Source organism: Streptomyces sp. NPDC001373, assembly GCF_042895815.1.
Classification (GTDB): Bacteria; Actinomycetota; Actinomycetes; order Streptomycetales; family Streptomycetaceae; genus Streptomyces.
Map to the genome: position 1 here is coordinate 41,624 of NZ_JBIAWQ010000023.1, position 16,529 is coordinate 58,152.

The following is a 16,529-nucleotide window of genomic DNA, read 5'->3' on the forward strand; positions in this document are numbered from 1 at the left end:
GCCGACGGCGAGGGCGGGCCCGGCCGTGCCGCGGGCGCGCCGGGACCGGGGGAGGCCCCGGTCGCCCCGGAGGCCTTGCCCGGCTCCCCGGACTTCACGCCCTGGGGCCCCGTGCCGTCCTTCACGCCGTGCCCGTTGCCGTGGATCCCGGAGCCGTGCCCGGAGCCCGCCGCCGCACCGGCCCCGCCGGCGCCCCTGCCGCCGACCGAGGCGGAGGGCCCCGGCCTGGCGGCGTCCTCGCCGACGCTCATGCAGCCCGCCGTCGCGGCCACCGCCAGGGCGGAGACGGTCAGTCCGAGGGTCGCGGACAGGGAAGGGGGCAATGGGCGCACGGGGGCACCTCCGGAGCGCGGGGCGGGGTCCGCGATGAGCGGGTCAATGAGCCCAACTCCCTTTACCCCGTAAGAGACACGCCCCTTGCGCGAGTTGCGCGAACGGCCCGCGGGTCAGGCGAACAGCGCCTGCGCCACCTCCGAGCCCAGCGTCACCGCGCCCAGGCCGACGAGCACGGACGCCGCCACGTTCGCCGCGGCGAGGAACTTCCAGCCGCGCTCGGCGAGCCGCAGCGTCTCGTACGAGAACGTCGAGTAGGTGCTCAGCGCCCCGCACAGCCCCGTCCCCAGCAGCAGCGACAGGCGCGAGGAGCCGGCGCCCGTGAGGGCGACCCCGGCCAGCGTCCCGAGCAGCAGGCAGGCCCCTGCATTGACCACCAAGGTCCCCCACGGGAAGACGGAGTCGTGCCGCGCCTGGACGGCCCGGTCGGTCAGGTACCGCAGCGGCGCCCCGACGACCGCGCCCGCCACCACCAGCAGCCAGTTCACACGGCCCCCCGTGCCCGTACCGCCAGCCGCGTCAGCGAGGCCGCCGCCCACACGCCGCCCAGCGCGCCCACGACGGTCACGCCGGCGTACACCAGGGCGAGCCCGGCACGGCCGGCGTCCAGCAGTCGCGAGAAGTCCACGGCGTAGGTCGAGAAGGTGGTGAACCCGCCGAGCACCCCGGCGCCGGCGAAGGGCCGCAGCAGCGGGTGCGGGGAGCGCCGCCCCTCCTCGCTGATCAGCGCCATCAGCACGCCGATCAGCGCACAGCCCACGACGTTGGTCCAGAAGGTCGCCCACGGGAAGCCCTCGGACCCGGCCGGCCACAGCAGCGCCAGCGCGTAGCGCGCGGTCGCCCCCAGTGCCCCGCCGACGGCCACCGCCGCGATGACGCGGGCCTGCGGCTCGGCCCGCTGGGCCGGGACGTGGAGGTCGACATCGGGGTCGATCGCCTCCGCCCCCGGCACGGGCCGGGTCACCCGTACCCCAGGGCGTGCAGGCGTTCGTCGTCGATGCCGAAGTGGTGGGCGATCTCGTGGACCACCGTCACCTCCGTCTCGACGACCACGCTCTCCCGGTCCTCGCACATCCGCAGGGTGGGGTTCCGGTAGATCGTGATGCGGTCGGGGAGCACGCCGGCGTACCACTCGCCGCGCTCGGTGAGCGGGGTCCCCTCGTACAGGCCGAGCAGCTCGGGATCTCCGGCCGGCGGCTCGTCCTCGACGAAGACCGCCACGTTGTCCATGAGTCGCGTCAGCTCCGGCGGGATCCGGTCCAGGGCCTCTGCGACGAGCTCCTCGAACTCCTCGCGCGTCATCTCCAGCACCCGGCCATTGTCGCCCCGCCGGGGACGGTTCCCGCGCCCGGGCGGAACTCGTTTTGGCGTTACCTCCTCCGATCCCATATGCTTCTCACGTCCCCGACGCGCTGAAAAGTGCCCGGCGGGCCTTTAGCCCTCATCGTCTAGTGGCCCAGGACGCCGCCCTTTCAAGGCGGTAGCACGGGTTCGAATCCCGTTGGGGGTACGCAACACCATGTGCGAGACTTGCTCTTGCACACACCAGGTCCTGTGGAGCAGTTGGTTAGCTCGCCACCCTGTCAAGGTGGAGGTCGCGGGTTCAAGTCCCGTCAGGATCGCTGAGGCTGGAAACAGCCTCGTGGCTGGGTAGCTCAGTTGGTACGAGCGATCGCCTGAAAAGCGATAGGTCGCCGGTTCGACCCCGGCCCCAGCCACAAGAGGAAGGCCCCGTCTCCGGACGGGGCCTTCCGCGTTTCACTCCTGCTTCTCCGCCTCCTTGCGGGCCGCGCGCCGCCGGTGCAGCAGCCCGAAGGCCACGGCCGCGACGCCGACCAGTCCGAGCAGGGCCCAGTCCGGGACGGCGTCCGCCACGGCGCCCACCTTCTCCTCGACGGCGTACGAGTCGTCCACGTCCAGCAGCCCCGGCAGCGCGCTCGCGCCGTCGTACAGCAGGAACAGGGCGCCCAGGGTGATGAAGAACAGCCCGGACAGCAGCGAGGTCGTGTGCAGTTCCAGGCGTCCCACCCGTACGGCTCGGCCGCGCAGCCAGCGCCGCCGGCCGAGGTCGAAGCGCTCCCAGAGCAGGGCCAGCACGAACAGCGGTACGGCCATGCCCAGCGCGTACACCGCCAGCAGCAGGCCGCCGTAGACCGGGCTGCCGCTGACCGCCGCCACCGTCAGGACGCTGCCCAGGATCGGGCCCGCGCAGAAGCCGGCCAGTCCGTAGACCGCGCCGAGCGCGTACACCGACAGGGCGGTGGTCGGGCGGATCCGCCCCGAGAGCTCGGAGAGCCTCTTCGGGGCGAAGCCGAGGCCGAGGACCTGGGCCAGGCCCAGCGCGATGATCAGCCAGCCGCCGACCAGCACCAGCTGGTCACGGTGGGAGTGGAAGAACCGGCCCGCGAACGAGCCAGCCGCGCCGAGCGGGACGAGGGTGGTGGCGAGGCCCGCGTAGAAGATCCCGGTCCGGGCCAGCAGCCGGGAGCGGGAGTCGATGGAGTAGGCGAAGAAGGCCGGCAGCAGCAGGGCGCTGCACGGGCTGAGCAGGGCGAGGAGGCCGCCGAGCAGGGCGGCCGCGTACCCGATGCCGGTCACTGCCCGGCCCGAGCCTGCGCCTTGGCCCGGGCGATGGCCGTGGCGAAGGCCTCGAAGGGCTGGGCGCCCGCCATGGGCCGGCCGTTGACCAGGAAGGAGGGGGTGGACTGCACGCCGATGCGGTAGCCCTCCTCCCGGTCGCGCCGCAGGGCGGCCGCGGCCTGCTCGCCGGCCATGTCGGCCTTGAACCTCTCCAGGTCGGGGACCCCGGCCTCGCGGGCCAGCTCGACCAGCCGCTCCTCGCCGAAGCCCTTGGCCTTGGCGCCCTCGGCGTAGGCGGCGGCGTGGAAGGCGGTGAAGCGGTCCTGCTGCCCGGCCGCCCAGGCGGCCTTGGCGGCGGCCTCGGACTCGGCGCCGAAGATCGGGAAGTTGCGCCACTCGATGCGCAGGGTGCCGTCCTCGACGTACTTCTTCACCAGTTCGGGCTCGGTGTCCCGGGCGAACTTGGCGCAGTAGCCGCACTTGAAGTCGGAGTACTCGATCAGGACGACGGGCGCGTCGGTGCGGCCCACGGCGAGCTTGTCGTCGCTCTCGCGGCGGGCCAGTGCCTTCAGCTCGGCGGCGGCGCCGGTCTCGGGGGCGTCGGGGGCGGAGGCGCTGGCGCTGGCTCCGGCCGATGTGCCGTGCTCCTTCTCCGGGGGCGCGGTGGCCTGCCAGGAGGCGAGGCCGAGGCCGACCGAGGCGACGGCGACCGCGGCGGCGTACAGGAGGGGCTTGCGGGAGGTCTTGCGGGACGTGGGCATACGCGTGCTCCAGAACGGGATGTACAGGGGTGATACCGGCAGACCGGCTCCCCTACACCCGCATCACGGACAGCTCCACCGGTCCGGGTGTCCGCGGGGCGGGCCCGCGCACGGGCACCCGTACGCACGCCGCCCGGTACGGCCGCACCCCCTCGGGCGCGGGGCGCGCGGCGGGGGCGGAGGCGTGCTCCTGCCCGGCCCGGGGCGGCACGGCCGGGGCGGGGCCGAGCCCGTCGGAGCCGGGTGCGCAGGACGGCGCCCGCTCCGGGAGGGCACCGGCGGCCGAGGAGGCCGGGCGCTCGACGGGGGCGGCACCCGGACGGGCCGCGTCCGCGGCGGCCGCCCGCGGGGCGGGAGCGGGGTCCGCCGCCCACAGGCCGCCGGCCAGGGCGAGGGCCAACACCCCCAGGACCAGCACGAGCACTGCGGCGGCCGACGGACACCACACGTGACGACGGCCTGACAAGGTGGGCTGCCTCTCACTCGCTCGGCTGGGGGACTCGTCCCGAAATGGTACGGGGCGGGGCACAAATGCGTTCGCCACCCGCCGGGCCCAGGTGAGATCCTCGACCAGGTATGTCTACTTCCTTCGCCGCCCTGCAGACGCTCCTCGGTGAGATCTCCCTCCGGGAAGCGCACCGCCTCGGCCGCCGCCTCGAGGGCGCCCGCCGTATCCGCAAGCCCGAGGCCAGGCAGGCCGTGCTCGACGAGATCGCCGCGGAGGCCCAGAAGGCCGCCGCGCGACTGGCCGGCCGCGCCTCGCGCATGCCGGAGGTCACGTATCCCGAGAACCTGCCCGTCAGCCAGAAGAAGGACGAGATCGCCGAGGCGATACGCGACCACCAGGTCGTGATCGTCGCGGGCGAGACCGGCTCCGGAAAGACCACGCAGATCCCCAAGATCTGCATGGAGCTGGGGCGCGGCGTCCGGGGCATGATCGGGCACACGCAGCCCCGCCGGCTCGCCGCCCGCACGGTCGCGGAGCGCATCGCCGAGGAGCTGCGGTCCGAGATCGGCCGCACGGTCGGATGGAAGGTCCGCTTCACCGACCAGGTGAACCCGGACGAGACCTTCGTGAAGCTGATGACCGACGGCATCCTGCTCGCCGAGATCCAGACGGACCGCGAGCTGCGCGCCTACGACACGATCATCATCGACGAGGCCCACGAGCGCAGCCTCAACATCGACTTCCTCCTCGGCTACCTGTCCCAGCTGCTCCCCAAGCGCCCCGACCTCAAGGTCGTGATCACCTCCGCCACCATCGACCCGGAGCGCTTCTCCCGCCACTTCGGCGACGCCCCGATCGTCGAGGTGAGCGGCCGTACGTACCCGGTCGAGGTCCGCTACCGGCCGCTCCTGGAGGAAGATTCCGAGGAGAGCGACCGCGACCAGATCACCGCGATCTGCGACGCCGTGGACGAGCTCCAGGGCGAGGGCGCGGGCGACATCCTGGTCTTCCTCTCCGGCGAGCGGGAGATCCGCGACACCGCCGACGCGCTGATCAAGAAGAAGCTCCGCTTCACCGAGGTCCTGCCCCTGTACGCCCGCCTCTCGCACGCCGAGCAGCACCGGGTCTTCCAGCCCCACACCGGCCGCCGGATCGTCCTGGCGACCAACGTCGCCGAGACCTCCCTGACGGTCCCCGGCATCAAGTACGTGATCGACCCGGGCACGGCCCGCATCTCCCGCTACAGCCACCGCACGAAGGTGCAGCGGCTGCCCATCGAGCGGATCAGCCAGGCCAGCGCCAACCAGCGCAAGGGGCGCTGCGGCCGCACCAGCGACGGCATCTGCATCCGGCTGTACTCCGAGGACGACTTCAACGCCCGCCCGGAGTTCACGGACGCCGAGATCCTGAGGACGAACCTGGCCTCCGTCATCCTCCAGATGACCGCCGCCGGGCTCGGCGAGATCGAGAAGTTCCCCTTCATCGACCCGCCGGACCACCGCCACATCCGCGACGGCGTGCAGCTGCTCCAGGAGCTCGGCGCGCTCGACCCGGCGGAGAAGGACCCGAAGAAGCGGCTCACCCCGATGGGCCGCCAGCTGTCCCAGCTGCCGGTGGACCCGCGCCTGGCCCGCATGGTCGTGGAGGCGGACAAGAACAACTGCGTCCGCGAGGTCATGGTCATCGCGGCGGCCCTGTCGATCCAGGACCCGCGCGAGCGCCCGTCCGACAAGCAGACCCAGGCCGACCAGAACCACGCCCGGTTCAAGGACGAGACGAGCGACTTCCTCTCGTTCCTGAACATGTGGCGCTACATCCGCGAGCAGCAGAAGGAGCGCGGCTCGTCCTCCTTCCGCCGGATGTGCAAGCAGGAGTACCTGAACTTCCTGCGGATCCGGGAGTGGCAGGACATCTACGCCCAGCTGCGCTCGGTCGTCAAGACGATGGGCATCCACGTCAACGAGGCGGACGGCGCCGAGACGAACATCCACGTCTCGCTGCTGGCCGGCCTGCTGTCGCACATCGGTCTGAAGGACACGGACAAGAACGAGTACCTGGGCGCGCGGTCCGCGAAGTTCGCGGTCTTCCCGGGGTCGGCGCTGTTCAAGAAGCAGCCGCGGTTCGTGATGTCGGCGGAGCTGGTGGAGACCTCGCGGCTGTGGGCGCGGGTCAACGCCAAGGTGGAGCCGGAGTGGGTGGAGCCCCTCGCCCAGCACCTGATCAAGCGCACATACAGCGAGCCGCACTGGGAGAAGGACCAGGCGGCCGTGATGGCGTACGAGAAGGTCACCCTGTACGGGGTGCCGATCGTCGCCCAGCGGAAGATCAACTACGGCCGGATCGACCCCGAGGTCTCGCGCGAGCTGTTCATCCGCAACGCGCTGGTCGAGGGCGACTGGCGCACCCACCACAAGTTCTACGCGGACAACCGCAAGCTGCTGACCGAGGTCGAGGAGCTGGAGAACCGGGCGCGGCGCCGCGACATCGTGGTGGACGACGAGACCCTGTTCGACTTCTACGACCAGCGGATCCCCGAGCACGTGGTGTCGGGGGCCCACTTCGACTCCTGGTGGAAGCACAAGCGTCGCGAGGAGCCCGAACTCCTCGACTTCGAGCGCGAGATGCTGCTGACGGAGAAGGCGGCAGGGGTCACCAAGGCCGACTATCCGGACTCCTGGCGGCAGGGGCAGCTGAAGTTCCGGGTGACCTACCAGTTCGAGCCGGGCGCGGACGCGGACGGCGTGACCGTGCACATCCCGCTCCAGGTGCTGAACCAGGTCGCCGACGAGGGCTTCGACTGGCAGATCCCGGGTCTGCGCGAGGAGGTCGTCACCGAGCTGATCCGCTCGCTGCCGAAGCCGATCCGCCGGCACTACGTGCCCGCGCCGAACTACGCCTCGCGCTTCCTGGCGCAGCAGCCCGCACTGCGGGAGCCGCTGCCGGCGGTGCTGGCGCGCGAGCTCCAGCGGATGGTCGGGGTGCCGGTCTCGGCGGAGGACTTCGACCTCTCCCGGATCCCCGACCACCTGAAGATCACTTTCCGGATCGTTGACGAGCGTCGGCGCAAGCTCGCCGAGGACAAGGACCTGGAGGCCCTGCGGCTCCGGCTGAAGCCGAAGGCCCGCCAGGCCCTCTCCCAGGCCGCGGCCGCCACCGCCGAGCGTGCGGGCGGGGAGTCGGTGGAGCGCACGGGGCTGACCGACTGGACGATCGGCAGCCTGGTGAAGGTCTTCGAGACCCGACGGGCCGGCCAGCCGGTGAAGGCCTACCCGGCGCTGGTGGACGAGGGGGCGAGCGTCTCCGTCCGGCTCTTCGACACCGAGGCCGAGCAGCAGCAGGCGATGTGGCTGGGCACCCGGCGGCTGATCCTGCTCAACATCCCGGTGAACCCGGCGAAGTTCGCCTCGGAGAAGCTGACCAACCAGCAGAAGCTGGCTCTCTCCCGCAATCCGCACGGCTCCATCCAGGCGCTGTTCGACGACTGCGCGACCGCCGCCACGGACCGGCTGATCGCCGACCACGGCGGTCCGGCCTGGGACGAGGCGGGTTTCCGGCGGTTGTTCGACGCGGTGCGGGCCGACCTGGTGGACACCACCGTGCGGACCGTCCAGCAGGTCCAGCAGGTCCTGGCGGCCTGGCAGGCCTGCGAGCGGCGGCTGAAGGCCACCGGCAGCCTGGCCCTGATGGCGAACGTCGCGGACGTGAAGGCGCAGCTGGCGGCCCTGATGCCGGCCGGTTTCGTGACGCTGACCGGGCTGAAGCGGCTGCCGGACCTGATGCGCTACCTGGTGGCGATCGACCGGCGGCTCCAGCAGATGCCGACGGGCGCCCAGCGCGACACCACGCGCATGGAGAAGGTCCACGAGATGCGGGACGAGTACCTGTGGCTGCTGGAGCAGCTGCCGAAGGGCCGGCCCGTGCCGGAGGCCGTCACCGAGATCCGCTGGATGATCGAGGAGCTGCGGGTCAGCTACTTCGCGCACGCGCTGGGGACGGCGTACCCGATCTCCGACAAGCGCATCGTGAAGGCGGTGGACGCGCTCGCTCCGTGATCCGGTTCGACCTCACCCCCTGACCTGCTGTACAGTCTGAATCGCAGCCGAGCAATCGGCAGCGATCGAGGACCTGTGGAGCAGTTGGTTAGCTCGCCACCCTGTCAAGGTGGAGGTCGCGGGTTCAAGTCCCGTCAGGTTCGCAGAAACGTCAGGGCCCGTACCCCGCAAGGGATACGGGCCCTGACGCGTTGCGGGGTCCGGCGCCGGCCCTCACGGACGCGCTCCGCCACCTCATGATCACGCGGGGCTCACGACACCCCTGGAAGCCTCTCAGGCGGCTCCGGCCGACCTCCCGGACCTCCCGGTCCGCCGCGCACGCCCGCGGCCCCTCCAGGGCCCTTCCAGCCGACCCGGGGTGCACATCGCCCAGAGGGGAGAAATCCCCCGTTCACGCGAGGCACTCCGCGCGGGACGTCCCTATACGGGGTGCATTGCCGGATGTACAAGAGTTATCAGCTGTGACGGGAGTCACCCCACGGGTTTTTGGGACTCGTACGTTTATCGGAGCCCTACGCATGCTCGATTTAATATGTGCAATGGCACCCACCCGTCCGGGACCCCGGTCCGGTACCCGGCGGTAGCCTCCAGGCCCCCTGGACCCCCAAGGCCCCCGAGACTCCCGAGCCCGCCCCTCCGGGCACAAAAAAAATCGCGCTGGACCCGGCGGAGTCCAGCGCGATCGACGACGGTTCCTGTTGGGGCAGGCCCCGCCGCATGAAGCTGTGTGGGTTCATCGGATTGGGGGATCCGACACGCACCCTTTAAAGCGGTGGTGCTGCGGGACCTCAGGCCTCGCTGCGCTGCTGCGGAATTCCCGCGAGCAGCGCGCGGACCTCGGCCTCGCGGTAACGGCGGTGTCCACCCAGGGTGCGGATGGACGTGAGCTTGCCGGCCTTGGCCCAGCGGGTAACCGTCTTCGGGTCCACGCGGAACATGGTGGCAACCTCAGCCGGGGTCAGCAGCGGCTCGGCATCAGGGGTGCGAGCGGTCATGAGCGGCCTCCTCGGGAGAACCGAACCATCTCGGTTCTTTCCTCTAAATTCTGCACCTTGGCCTGCGTTGCCCGAAATGGACATACGCAGGCCGAGTCGGTTATAGGACGAACGGCTTGTCCTCGGCACTACAACTACACCATCCGTCCAGCCTCGACGGCCAAACCGATGGAATTGCCCTCCGAGGTGTTCATCAGCGGCGGAAGCCGATGGACCGCCCCATAACGGACAGTCACCCCACTGTGACGATCAGTCACAGAGCGATCAGGAGTCGTCAGACCCCCCATAGAGTGCAATACCGAGCATTCCGCCCGAAGTTGGGCGGAAGGAACCCTCCCCGGACTCCTTGTCCTATTTTGGCATGAGGATAGGGGATGGGCGCAAGGGTGCGGATAGTGCGGTCCGTCACGCTTGAGCCAATGGCCCGGATCGGGACGTAGGTCCTGGAACAAAGACCCTAATACCGTGATCAAGCCCCTGATCTGCGACTTGTGGGCCATTCAGCCGATCATGACCGATACGGGCGATACGCGTAGCGCCCGAACGGGTTCCGAACAGGTACGTCCATGATCTACGCAGACCCCGGCTCCGGAAAGGGTCAAGGCTGCCTCTAGTTCGCGAAAAGTCTCTCCCTCACCGCCCGCCAGCGCCGCGCCAGTTCCTCGTACACCGCCGCCGCCCCGTCGTCGTCCCCCTCGCGCAGGGCCGCGATCCCCTCCGCGAGGTCACGGGCCGACCGGTCACCGGCCAGTCCGTCGGCCGGGAACGCGTGCAGCAGCCCGCCGTAGTCCAGTTCGACCATCGACCTCGGGTGGAACTCCTCCAGCCAGCGGCCGACCTCCGCCAGCCCCTCCGCCAGCGGCCCGTACCCCTGCCGCCCCCGCTCCTGCGCCTGGCGCAGGGTCCGCAGACCCCTCGCGAGCCGTCGCCGCGCCTGCACCATCGGCGTCCGGTACCGCAGCCGCTCCCCCGGCAGGTACTCCCGCTCCTCGTCCGCCACCAGCACGAACCATCGCAGCGGCACCTGCCACACCCCGGTGCGGATCCACGGGCGGGCATCGGGGTTCCGCTCCCGCCAGTCCTCGTACTCGGCGGCGGCCCGCCGGCGCGCCGACGGCGGGAGCGCCGCGTCCAGCACCGGCGCCGGGAGGTTCGCCACCAGCTCCTCCAGCGCCAGCCAGCCGCGCAGCCGCGTCCGCCAGGGGCAGACGAGCAGTACCCCGTCCAGCTCCGCCGTGAACGCGTCCCCGCTCTCGTGCGCCAGCACCCCGACCACGGGCACCCGCACCAAGTCGGACAGGGACCGGCGCAGTTCGTCCTGGGCCGTCGGCGCGGGCCCGCGCCGGGCGTACGCCGCCCAGTGCGTGCGCTCCGGTTCCGGGAAGGAGGCCAGGGGTTCGTAGACCCGCAGGTAGGAGGCGTAGGGGACCGTCGGCGCGGGGCGCGCGGACGGCGGCCGGAGGTCGGGGGATTCGCTCACCCCCTCGTCCTCCCCGTTCCGGGGGCCGGGTTCACCTCCGACTCGGGGCCCGGAAAAGGAATCCGGCCACCGGCGGCGGAGGGGTACGTGACCCGGGAGTGTTCCGATCCCCGGACAAGGGCTACCCGTACCCGCCACAGGTCTTACTCTGCTCCCAGTGCGCCCTCCCCCACCCGCAGGGCGGGCGTCTTTCCGCCGCATCTCTTCCATGGGAGTCACCACCGTGACCGAAATGACCGACGGCGTCCTGCACACCCTGTTCCGCAGTGAGCAGGGCGGCCACGAGCAAGTCGTGCTGTGCCAGGACCGGGCCACCGGACTCAAGGCCGTCATCGCCATCCACTCCACCGCCCTGGGCCCCGCCCTCGGCGGTACGCGCTTCCACGCGTACGCCTCCGACGAGGAAGCGGTCCGTGACGCGCTGAACCTCTCGCGCGGCATGTCGTACAAGAACGCCCTCGCCGGTCTCGACCTCGGCGGCGGCAAGGCCGTGATCATCGGTGACCCGGCCGTCCTGAAGACCGAGGAACTCCTGCTGGCCTACGGCCGCTTCGTGGAGTCGCTCGGCGGCCGCTACGTCACCGCATGCGATGTCGGCACGTACGTCGCCGACATGGACGTCGTCGCCCGCGAGACCCGCTGGGCCACCGGCCGCTCCCCCGAGAACGGCGGGGCCGGCGACTCCTCGGTGCTCACCGCCTTCGGCGTCTTCCAGGGCATGCGCGCCAGCGCCCAGCACCTGTGGGGCGACCCGACCCTGCGCGGCCGCAAGGTCGGCGTCGCGGGCGTCGGCAAGGTCGGCCGCCACCTGGTCGAGCACCTCCTGGAGGACGGCGCCGAGGTCGTGATCACGGACGTCCGCGAGGAGTCCGTGCGCGAGATCCTCGACAGGCACCCCGGCGGCAAGGTCACGGCCGTCGCGGACACCGAGACCCTGATCCGCACCGAGGGCCTGGACATCTACGCCCCCTGCGCGCTCGGCGGCGCCCTGAACGACGACTCCGTCCCGGTGCTCACGGCCTCGGTCGTGTGCGGCGCGGCGAACAACCAGCTGGCCCACCCGGGCGTGGAGAAGGACCTCGCGGACCGCGGGATCCTCTACGCCCCGGACTACGTGGTCAACGCGGGCGGCGTGATCCAGGTCGCCGACGAGCTGCACGGCTTCGACTTCGACCGCTGCAAGGCCAAGGCCTCGAAGATCTTCGACACCACCCTGGCCATATTCGCACGTGCGAAGGAAGACGGCATCCCGCCGGCCGCCGCGGCCGACCGGATCGCCGAGCAGCGGATGGCCGACGCCCTCGCCGCGCGCGCCGCGGCCCGCACGGCCTAGCCCCGCCGGGGTCCCGCTGGACCCCCGCCGGAGCGCGGCGAGACGGAACTCACTGCGCTTCGGCGGGTCGGCGGCCAGGAAAGCGTTAAAATCGCAGCTGACCAGCGAGTACGGGGTGTCCCGCTGGTTCTGTGGAGAGGCACGTCATGCGGGCGGCGTACCGTATGGCCGCGGAAGCAGGTACCGTTAAACCCCTACGGACGGTCTCTCCACGGAGAGCCCGATCCGAACCATGAACGCGTGTCAGACTCTGGGGCCGTCGAGCCCCGTCACCGAGGGGGTCGAGCCATGGGGCGCGGCCGGGCCAAGGCCAAGCAGACAAAGGTCGCCCGCCAGCTGAAGTACAACAGCGGCGGGACCGACCTGACGCGTCTGGCCAATGAGCTGGGCGCATCGCCGACAGAGCCGCTGATCAGCGCGCCGGTCGAAGTCGATGACGATCTGGACGACGACGACCCGTACGCCAAGTACGCGGATCTCTACAACGATGACGACGAGGACGAGGACGACGAGTCCGGTCCGTCGGCGCACCGTCGCGGGGCTTGACGCGCAGCAGCTCTGCATCGAGCGTCTGCACAGCCCAGCTCTTGCTGGCTGACAGCTGAAGAATGCTAAAACCCGGTCCGGGGCCTTGCCCCGGACCGGGTTTTAGCGCTGCTCAGCCCGCGTAGCTGCCGGTCAGGGTGGCACCCTCGGTACGGTCGCCGCGGTCCAGGATCTCGCCCGCGACCCAGGCCTCGACGCCCCGGTCGGCCAGCGCGGTCAGGGCCACGTCCACCGACTCCTGCGGGACCACGGCCATCATGCCGACGCCCATGTTCAGGGTCTTCTCCAGCTCCAGCTGCTCGACGTTCCCGGCCTTGCCGACCAGGTCGAAGACGGCACCCGGGGTCCAGGTGGAGCGGTCGACCGTGGCGTGCAGGTGGTCCGGGATGACCCGGGCCAGGTTCGCGGCGAGGCCGCCGCCGGTGATGTGCGAGTAGGCGTGGACCTCGGCCGTACGGGTGAGGGCCATGCAGTCGAGCGAGTAGATCTTGGTCGGCTCCAGCAGCTCCTCGCCGAGGGTCCGGCCGAGCTCCTCGACGTGCTGGTCGAGGGACATCCCGGCGCGGTCGAAGAGGACGTGGCGGACGAGCGAGTACCCGTTCGAGTGAAGGCCGGACGAAGCCATCGCGATGACGGCGTCCCCCGTACGGATGCGATCGGCGCCGAGGAGGCGGTCGTACTCGACCACGCCCGTGCCGGCGCCCGCGACGTCGAAGTCGTCCGGCCCGAGCAGGCCCGGGTGCTCGGCGGTCTCGCCGCCGACCAGGGCGCAGCCGGCGAGGACGCAGCCCTCGGCGATGCCCTTGACGATGGCCGCGACGCGCTCGGGGTGGACCTTGCCGACGCAGATGTAGTCCGTCATGAAGAGGGGCTCGGCCCCGCAGACGACGATGTCGTCCATCACCATGGCGACCAGGTCGTGGCCGATGGTGTCGTAGACGCCCATCTGGCGGGCGATGTCCACCTTGGTGCCGACACCGTCCGTGGCCGAGGCCAGCAGGGGGCGCTCGTAGCGCTTGAGGGCGGAGGCGTCGAAGAGGCCGGCGAAGCCGCCGAGGCCGCCGAGGACCTCGGGGCGCTGCGTCTTCTTCACCCACTCCTTCATCAGCTCGACGGCGCGGTCGCCCGCTTCGATGTCGACGCCGGCGGCTGCGTAGCTGGCACCGGTGGTCTTCTCTGTCATGACAGGCGAGAGCTTTCGTGTCGTTGCTGCGTGTGGTGCCGGGTCCCGGGAGAAGCCTCAAAGACAGGGCTCGGCGCAGGTGGAGCCGGGCCGGCCCGGGAAGGGCCGGCCCACGGGCCTACGGGCGGCGGAGCGCGTCGGCGGCGTCGGTGCCGCCCGCGAGCTCGCTCTCCAGGAGCTGCTTGCCCAGGAGCTGCGGGTCGGGCAGCTCCATGGGGTACTCGCCGTCGAAGCAGGCACGGCAGAGGTTGGGCTTCTGGATGGTCGTCGCCTCGATCATCGAGTCGAGCGAGATGTACGACAGCGAGTCCGCGCCCAGCGACGTGGCGATCTCGTCGACCGTCATGCCGTTGGCGATCAGCTCGGCCCGGGTGGCGAAGTCGATGCCGAAGAAGCACGGCCACTTCACCGGCGGCGAGGAGATCCGGATGTGGACCTCGGCCGCGCCGGCCTCGCGGAGCATCTTCACGAGGGCGCGCTGGGTGTTGCCGCGGACGATCGAGTCGTCGACGACGACGAGGCGCTTGCCCCGGATGACTTCCTTGAGCGGGTTGAGCTTGAGCCGGATGCCGAGCTGGCGGATCGTCTGCGAGGGCTGGATGAAGGTCCGGCCGACGTAGGCGTTCTTGACCAGGCCGGAGCCGTACGGGATCCCGCTGGCCTCGGCGTAGCCGACGGCGGCGGGCGTGCCGGATTCCGGCGTCGCTATCACCAGGTCGGCGTCGACCGGGGCTTCCTTGGCGAGGCGCCGACCCATCTCGACGCGCGAGAGGTAGACGTTGCGGCCGGCGATGTCGGTGTCCGGGCGCGCCAGGTAGACGTACTCGAACACACAGCCCTTGGGCTTCGCTTCAGCGAAGCGCGAGGTGCGCAGGCCGTTCTCGTCGATCGCGATGAGCTCGCCCGGCTCGACCTCGCGGACGAAGCTGGCACCGCAGATGTCAAGGGCGGCGGTCTCGCTCGCGACCACCCAGCCGCGCTCCAGGCGGCCGAGGACCAGCGGGCGGATGCCCTGCGGGTCACGGGCGGTGTAGAGGGTCCCCTCGTCCATGAACACCAGCGAGAAGGCGCCCTTGACCTGCGGGAGGACCTTGGCGGCCGACTCCTCGATGGTCAGGGGCCTGCCCTCGTCGTCGGTCTGGCCGGCGAGGAGGGCGGTCACCAGGTCGGTGTCGTTGGTGGCCGCCACCTGGGTGGCACGGCCGTCCTGACGGGGGAGGTCTGCGACCATCTCGGCAAGCTCGGCGGTGTTCACCAGGTTGCCGTTGTGACCCAGGGCAATGGAGCCGTGGGCGGTCGCCCGGAAGGTGGGCTGAGCGTTCTCCCAGACGGACGCTCCGGTGGTCGAGTAGCGGGCGTGACCGACCGCGATATGACCCTGGAGCGAGCCGAGAGAGGTTTCGTCGAAGACCTGGGAAACGAGGCCCATGTCCTTGAAGACGAGGATCTGGGAACCGTTGCTCACAGCGATTCCCGCGGACTCTTGTCCGCGGTGCTGCAGCGCATACAGTCCGAAGTAGGTGAGCTTGGCGACCTCTTCACCCGGAGCCCAGACACCGAAGACGCCGCAAGCGTCCTGGGGGCCCTTCTCGCCGGGGAGCAGGTCGTGGTTGAGTCGTCCATCACCACGAGGCACGCCCCCGAGTGTAGGCGAGATCGACCACTGGTCCGAATTGAGGACGGCCGGGAAATGTCACAGCACAGAGGGTGACCGAATGCCTCCGTCTCGGTATTCGATCTTTTGTGGACATCTACGAGGCGACTCGCTCAGGCTCTCGCCTCATGCAGCCTCCCGGTGACCGTTCCGTCACCCTCGTCGAGCGCCGGCGCGTGGGCCTGGTCCGTGTCGCGAGCGCCATCCGCCGCTGTTGCGCGCAGCCGCAACTCCACTTCCCCCTCTCACCATTCCGCTTCGCCCCGGCCTGCCCCGCCGCGCCGAGCGCCGTGCCGCGCCCCGCCGGAGACGGGCGGGTGAGCCGCGCCCCGAAGTACCTGTGCCTTCGTACAACAGCGGGTTTTCCCGCCGTGCCTTCGGAGGCCGCCGTCGGAGCGCCCGCGGCGGCCTCCGCCGCGGGCTCGGAGCGGCTCCCGCCCGGTCGGCCGACCGGTCCGCCGGCGCCCGTGGGACCGCTCCCGGGTAGAGGTACCACGGGGGAAGTCAGGCCGCGACCAGCTCTTCGGCCTGGTCGGCGCCCTGCGCGAACAGGCCGGCCGCGCGGCGGCGGGCCGCCCGGGAACGGACGGACGCGGGGCTGCTCCCGTACGCGGCCTGACCGGGGATCCCCCGGGGCCCGCGTCTGGTCATTCGGCCGCCGAGGCCGCCTCGGCGGTCAGGGTGCGGCCGTCCGGGGCGGCGAGGGTGAGGGTGCGGCCCCGCACCGTCCAGGTGAGCGGGCCCGTGCCGAAGAGGCCGGTCAGGGCCCGTTCGACCTCGCCCGCCGGGCCCTCGCAGGCCATCCGGGTGCTGGTGACGGGCCCGAAGGTGACGGTGGCGCCCTCGACGGCGACCGGGGCACTGAACCGGTTGCAGCCGAGGCTGCCGCCGGCGGTGCCGTCGGGGGCGAGGCTGAACCGGGCCCGGCCGGCCGCCCCGGCGGGGACCGGCACGCCGTCCAGGGCGGTCACGGTCCATTCGGTCGCGGTCAGCGGGGCGTCCGCCACCGGGGGCGTGGCGGAGCTCTGCACGGTCGCGGCGGTGTCACTCCCGTCCTGCGGGGCGGCGGTGCAGCCGGCGAGGGCCAGCAGGAGGGCCAGCCCCGCTGCGGCGGGCCCGGCGGGGAGCCTGGGGATGCGCATGCCCCTGGGACGGTCCCGGCCC

General features: G+C 71.3%; 15 protein-coding genes and 4 tRNA genes. 7 read left to right on the top strand and 12 right to left on the bottom strand.

What is annotated here, in order from left to right; genetic code table 11:
- Window positions 1–446: 446 nt before the first annotated feature.
- Genes ACFY15_RS32435 through ACFY15_RS32445 form a run of 3 tightly spaced genes read right to left on the bottom strand, consistent with a single transcriptional unit; the run spans window position 447 to window position 1,644 of the window.
- On the bottom strand, window positions 447–821 hold the full coding sequence (locus ACFY15_RS32435) for a fluoride efflux transporter FluC (protein ID WP_390686004.1): 375 nt from the start codon (window positions 819–821) through the stop codon (window positions 447–449).
- On the bottom strand, window positions 818–1,297 hold the full coding sequence (locus ACFY15_RS32440) for a fluoride efflux transporter FluC (RefSeq protein WP_390686005.1): 480 nt from the start codon (window positions 1,295–1,297) through the stop codon (window positions 818–820). The genes ACFY15_RS32435 and ACFY15_RS32440 overlap by 4 nt, the downstream gene beginning before the upstream one ends.
- Window positions 1,294–1,644 carry a metallopeptidase family protein gene (locus tag ACFY15_RS32445; RefSeq protein ID WP_390686006.1) on the bottom strand — a complete coding sequence of 117 codons (351 nt, stop codon included), beginning with the start codon at window positions 1,642–1,644 and terminating at the stop codon, window positions 1,294–1,296. The genes ACFY15_RS32440 and ACFY15_RS32445 overlap by 4 nt, the downstream gene beginning before the upstream one ends.
- Before the next feature lie 126 nt (window positions 1,645–1,770).
- On the opposite strand from ACFY15_RS32445, the gene ACFY15_RS32450 reads away from it, so the two are divergent.
- The 3 genes from ACFY15_RS32450 (at window position 1,771) to ACFY15_RS32460 (ending at window position 2,051) form a co-directional block, all read left to right on the top strand.
- A tRNA-Glu gene (locus ACFY15_RS32450) sits at window positions 1,771–1,843 on the top strand.
- A gap of 38 nt (window positions 1,844–1,881) precedes the next feature.
- Window positions 1,882–1,955 (top strand) — tRNA-Asp (locus tag ACFY15_RS32455).
- Window positions 1,956–1,977: 22 nt separating this feature from the next.
- Window positions 1,978–2,051: transfer RNA gene (locus tag ACFY15_RS32460), tRNA-Phe, on the top strand.
- Window positions 2,052–2,091: 40 nt separating this feature from the next.
- Here the strand turns inward: ACFY15_RS32460 and ACFY15_RS32465 are convergent.
- From ACFY15_RS32465 to ACFY15_RS32475, 3 genes are read right to left on the bottom strand one after another with little or no spacing between them, the layout of a single operon-like run.
- Window positions 2,092–2,931: a cytochrome c biogenesis CcdA family protein gene (locus tag ACFY15_RS32465; protein ID WP_390686007.1), complete on the bottom strand. Its 840-nt coding sequence runs from the start codon at window positions 2,929–2,931 to the stop codon at window positions 2,092–2,094.
- Window positions 2,928–3,674, bottom strand: coding sequence for a DsbA family protein (locus ACFY15_RS32470; RefSeq protein ID WP_390686008.1), 747 nt, complete (start codon window positions 3,672–3,674; stop codon window positions 2,928–2,930). Before ACFY15_RS32470 ends, ACFY15_RS32465 begins: the two co-directional genes overlap by 4 nt.
- A gap of 52 nt (window positions 3,675–3,726) precedes the next feature.
- The gene (locus tag ACFY15_RS32475) at window positions 3,727–4,098 is read right to left on the bottom strand and encodes a hypothetical protein (RefSeq protein WP_390686009.1); all 372 of its coding nucleotides are present in this window, start codon (window positions 4,096–4,098) and stop codon (window positions 3,727–3,729) included.
- Window positions 4,099–4,250: 152 nt separating this feature from the next.
- Between ACFY15_RS32475 and hrpA the strand changes: the two genes are divergently transcribed.
- Together hrpA and ACFY15_RS32485 are read left to right on the top strand one after the other, a co-directional pair.
- Window positions 4,251–8,174 (top strand): ATP-dependent RNA helicase HrpA, encoded by a 3,924-nt coding sequence (gene hrpA / locus ACFY15_RS32480; protein WP_390686010.1) that lies wholly within the window; start codon window positions 4,251–4,253, stop codon window positions 8,172–8,174.
- Window positions 8,175–8,243: 69 nt separating this feature from the next.
- Window positions 8,244–8,317, top strand: a tRNA-Asp gene (locus ACFY15_RS32485).
- Between the two features lie 645 nt (window positions 8,318–8,962).
- Here the strand turns inward: ACFY15_RS32485 and bldC are convergent.
- Together bldC and ACFY15_RS32495 are read right to left on the bottom strand one after the other, a co-directional pair.
- On the bottom strand, window positions 8,963–9,169 hold the full coding sequence (gene bldC / locus ACFY15_RS32490; protein WP_003949541.1) for a developmental transcriptional regulator BldC: 207 nt from the start codon (window positions 9,167–9,169) through the stop codon (window positions 8,963–8,965).
- 610 nt (window positions 9,170–9,779) lie between these two features.
- Window positions 9,780–10,649, bottom strand: a complete 870-nt coding sequence (locus ACFY15_RS32495; protein ID WP_390686011.1) for a hypothetical protein — start codon at window positions 10,647–10,649, stop codon at window positions 9,780–9,782.
- 223 nt (window positions 10,650–10,872) lie between these two features.
- Between ACFY15_RS32495 and ACFY15_RS32500 the strand changes: the two genes are divergently transcribed.
- Together ACFY15_RS32500 and ACFY15_RS32505 are read left to right on the top strand one after the other, a co-directional pair.
- Window positions 10,873–11,982, top strand: a complete 1,110-nt coding sequence (locus tag ACFY15_RS32500) for a Leu/Phe/Val dehydrogenase (protein WP_390686012.1) — start codon at window positions 10,873–10,875, stop codon at window positions 11,980–11,982.
- Between the two features lie 288 nt (window positions 11,983–12,270).
- Entirely contained in the window at window positions 12,271–12,528 is a 258-nt protein-coding gene (locus ACFY15_RS32505; protein WP_366453671.1) for a DUF3073 domain-containing protein, read from the top strand.
- A 112-nt stretch (window positions 12,529–12,640) separates the two neighbouring features.
- Here the strand turns inward: ACFY15_RS32505 and purM are convergent, their stop codons facing one another.
- The 4 genes from purM to ACFY15_RS32525 all read right to left on the bottom strand — a co-directional run bounded on the left by purM (window position 12,641) and on the right by ACFY15_RS32525 (window position 16,507).
- On the bottom strand, window positions 12,641–13,711 hold the full coding sequence (gene purM / locus ACFY15_RS32510; protein ID WP_390686013.1) for a phosphoribosylformylglycinamidine cyclo-ligase: 1,071 nt from the start codon (window positions 13,709–13,711) through the stop codon (window positions 12,641–12,643).
- Window positions 13,712–13,829: 118 nt separating this feature from the next.
- Entirely contained in the window at window positions 13,830–15,347 is a 1,518-nt protein-coding gene (purF, locus tag ACFY15_RS32515; protein ID WP_365148527.1) for an amidophosphoribosyltransferase, read from the bottom strand.
- A gap of 522 nt (window positions 15,348–15,869) precedes the next feature.
- Window positions 15,870–16,016, bottom strand: a complete 147-nt coding sequence (locus tag ACFY15_RS32520) for a hypothetical protein (RefSeq protein WP_390686014.1) — start codon at window positions 16,014–16,016, stop codon at window positions 15,870–15,872.
- Window positions 16,013–16,507, bottom strand: coding sequence for an META domain-containing protein (locus ACFY15_RS32525; RefSeq protein WP_390686015.1), 495 nt, complete (start codon window positions 16,505–16,507; stop codon window positions 16,013–16,015). The genes ACFY15_RS32520 and ACFY15_RS32525 overlap by 4 nt, the downstream gene beginning before the upstream one ends.
- Between the last annotated feature and the right edge of the window lie 22 nt (window positions 16,508–16,529).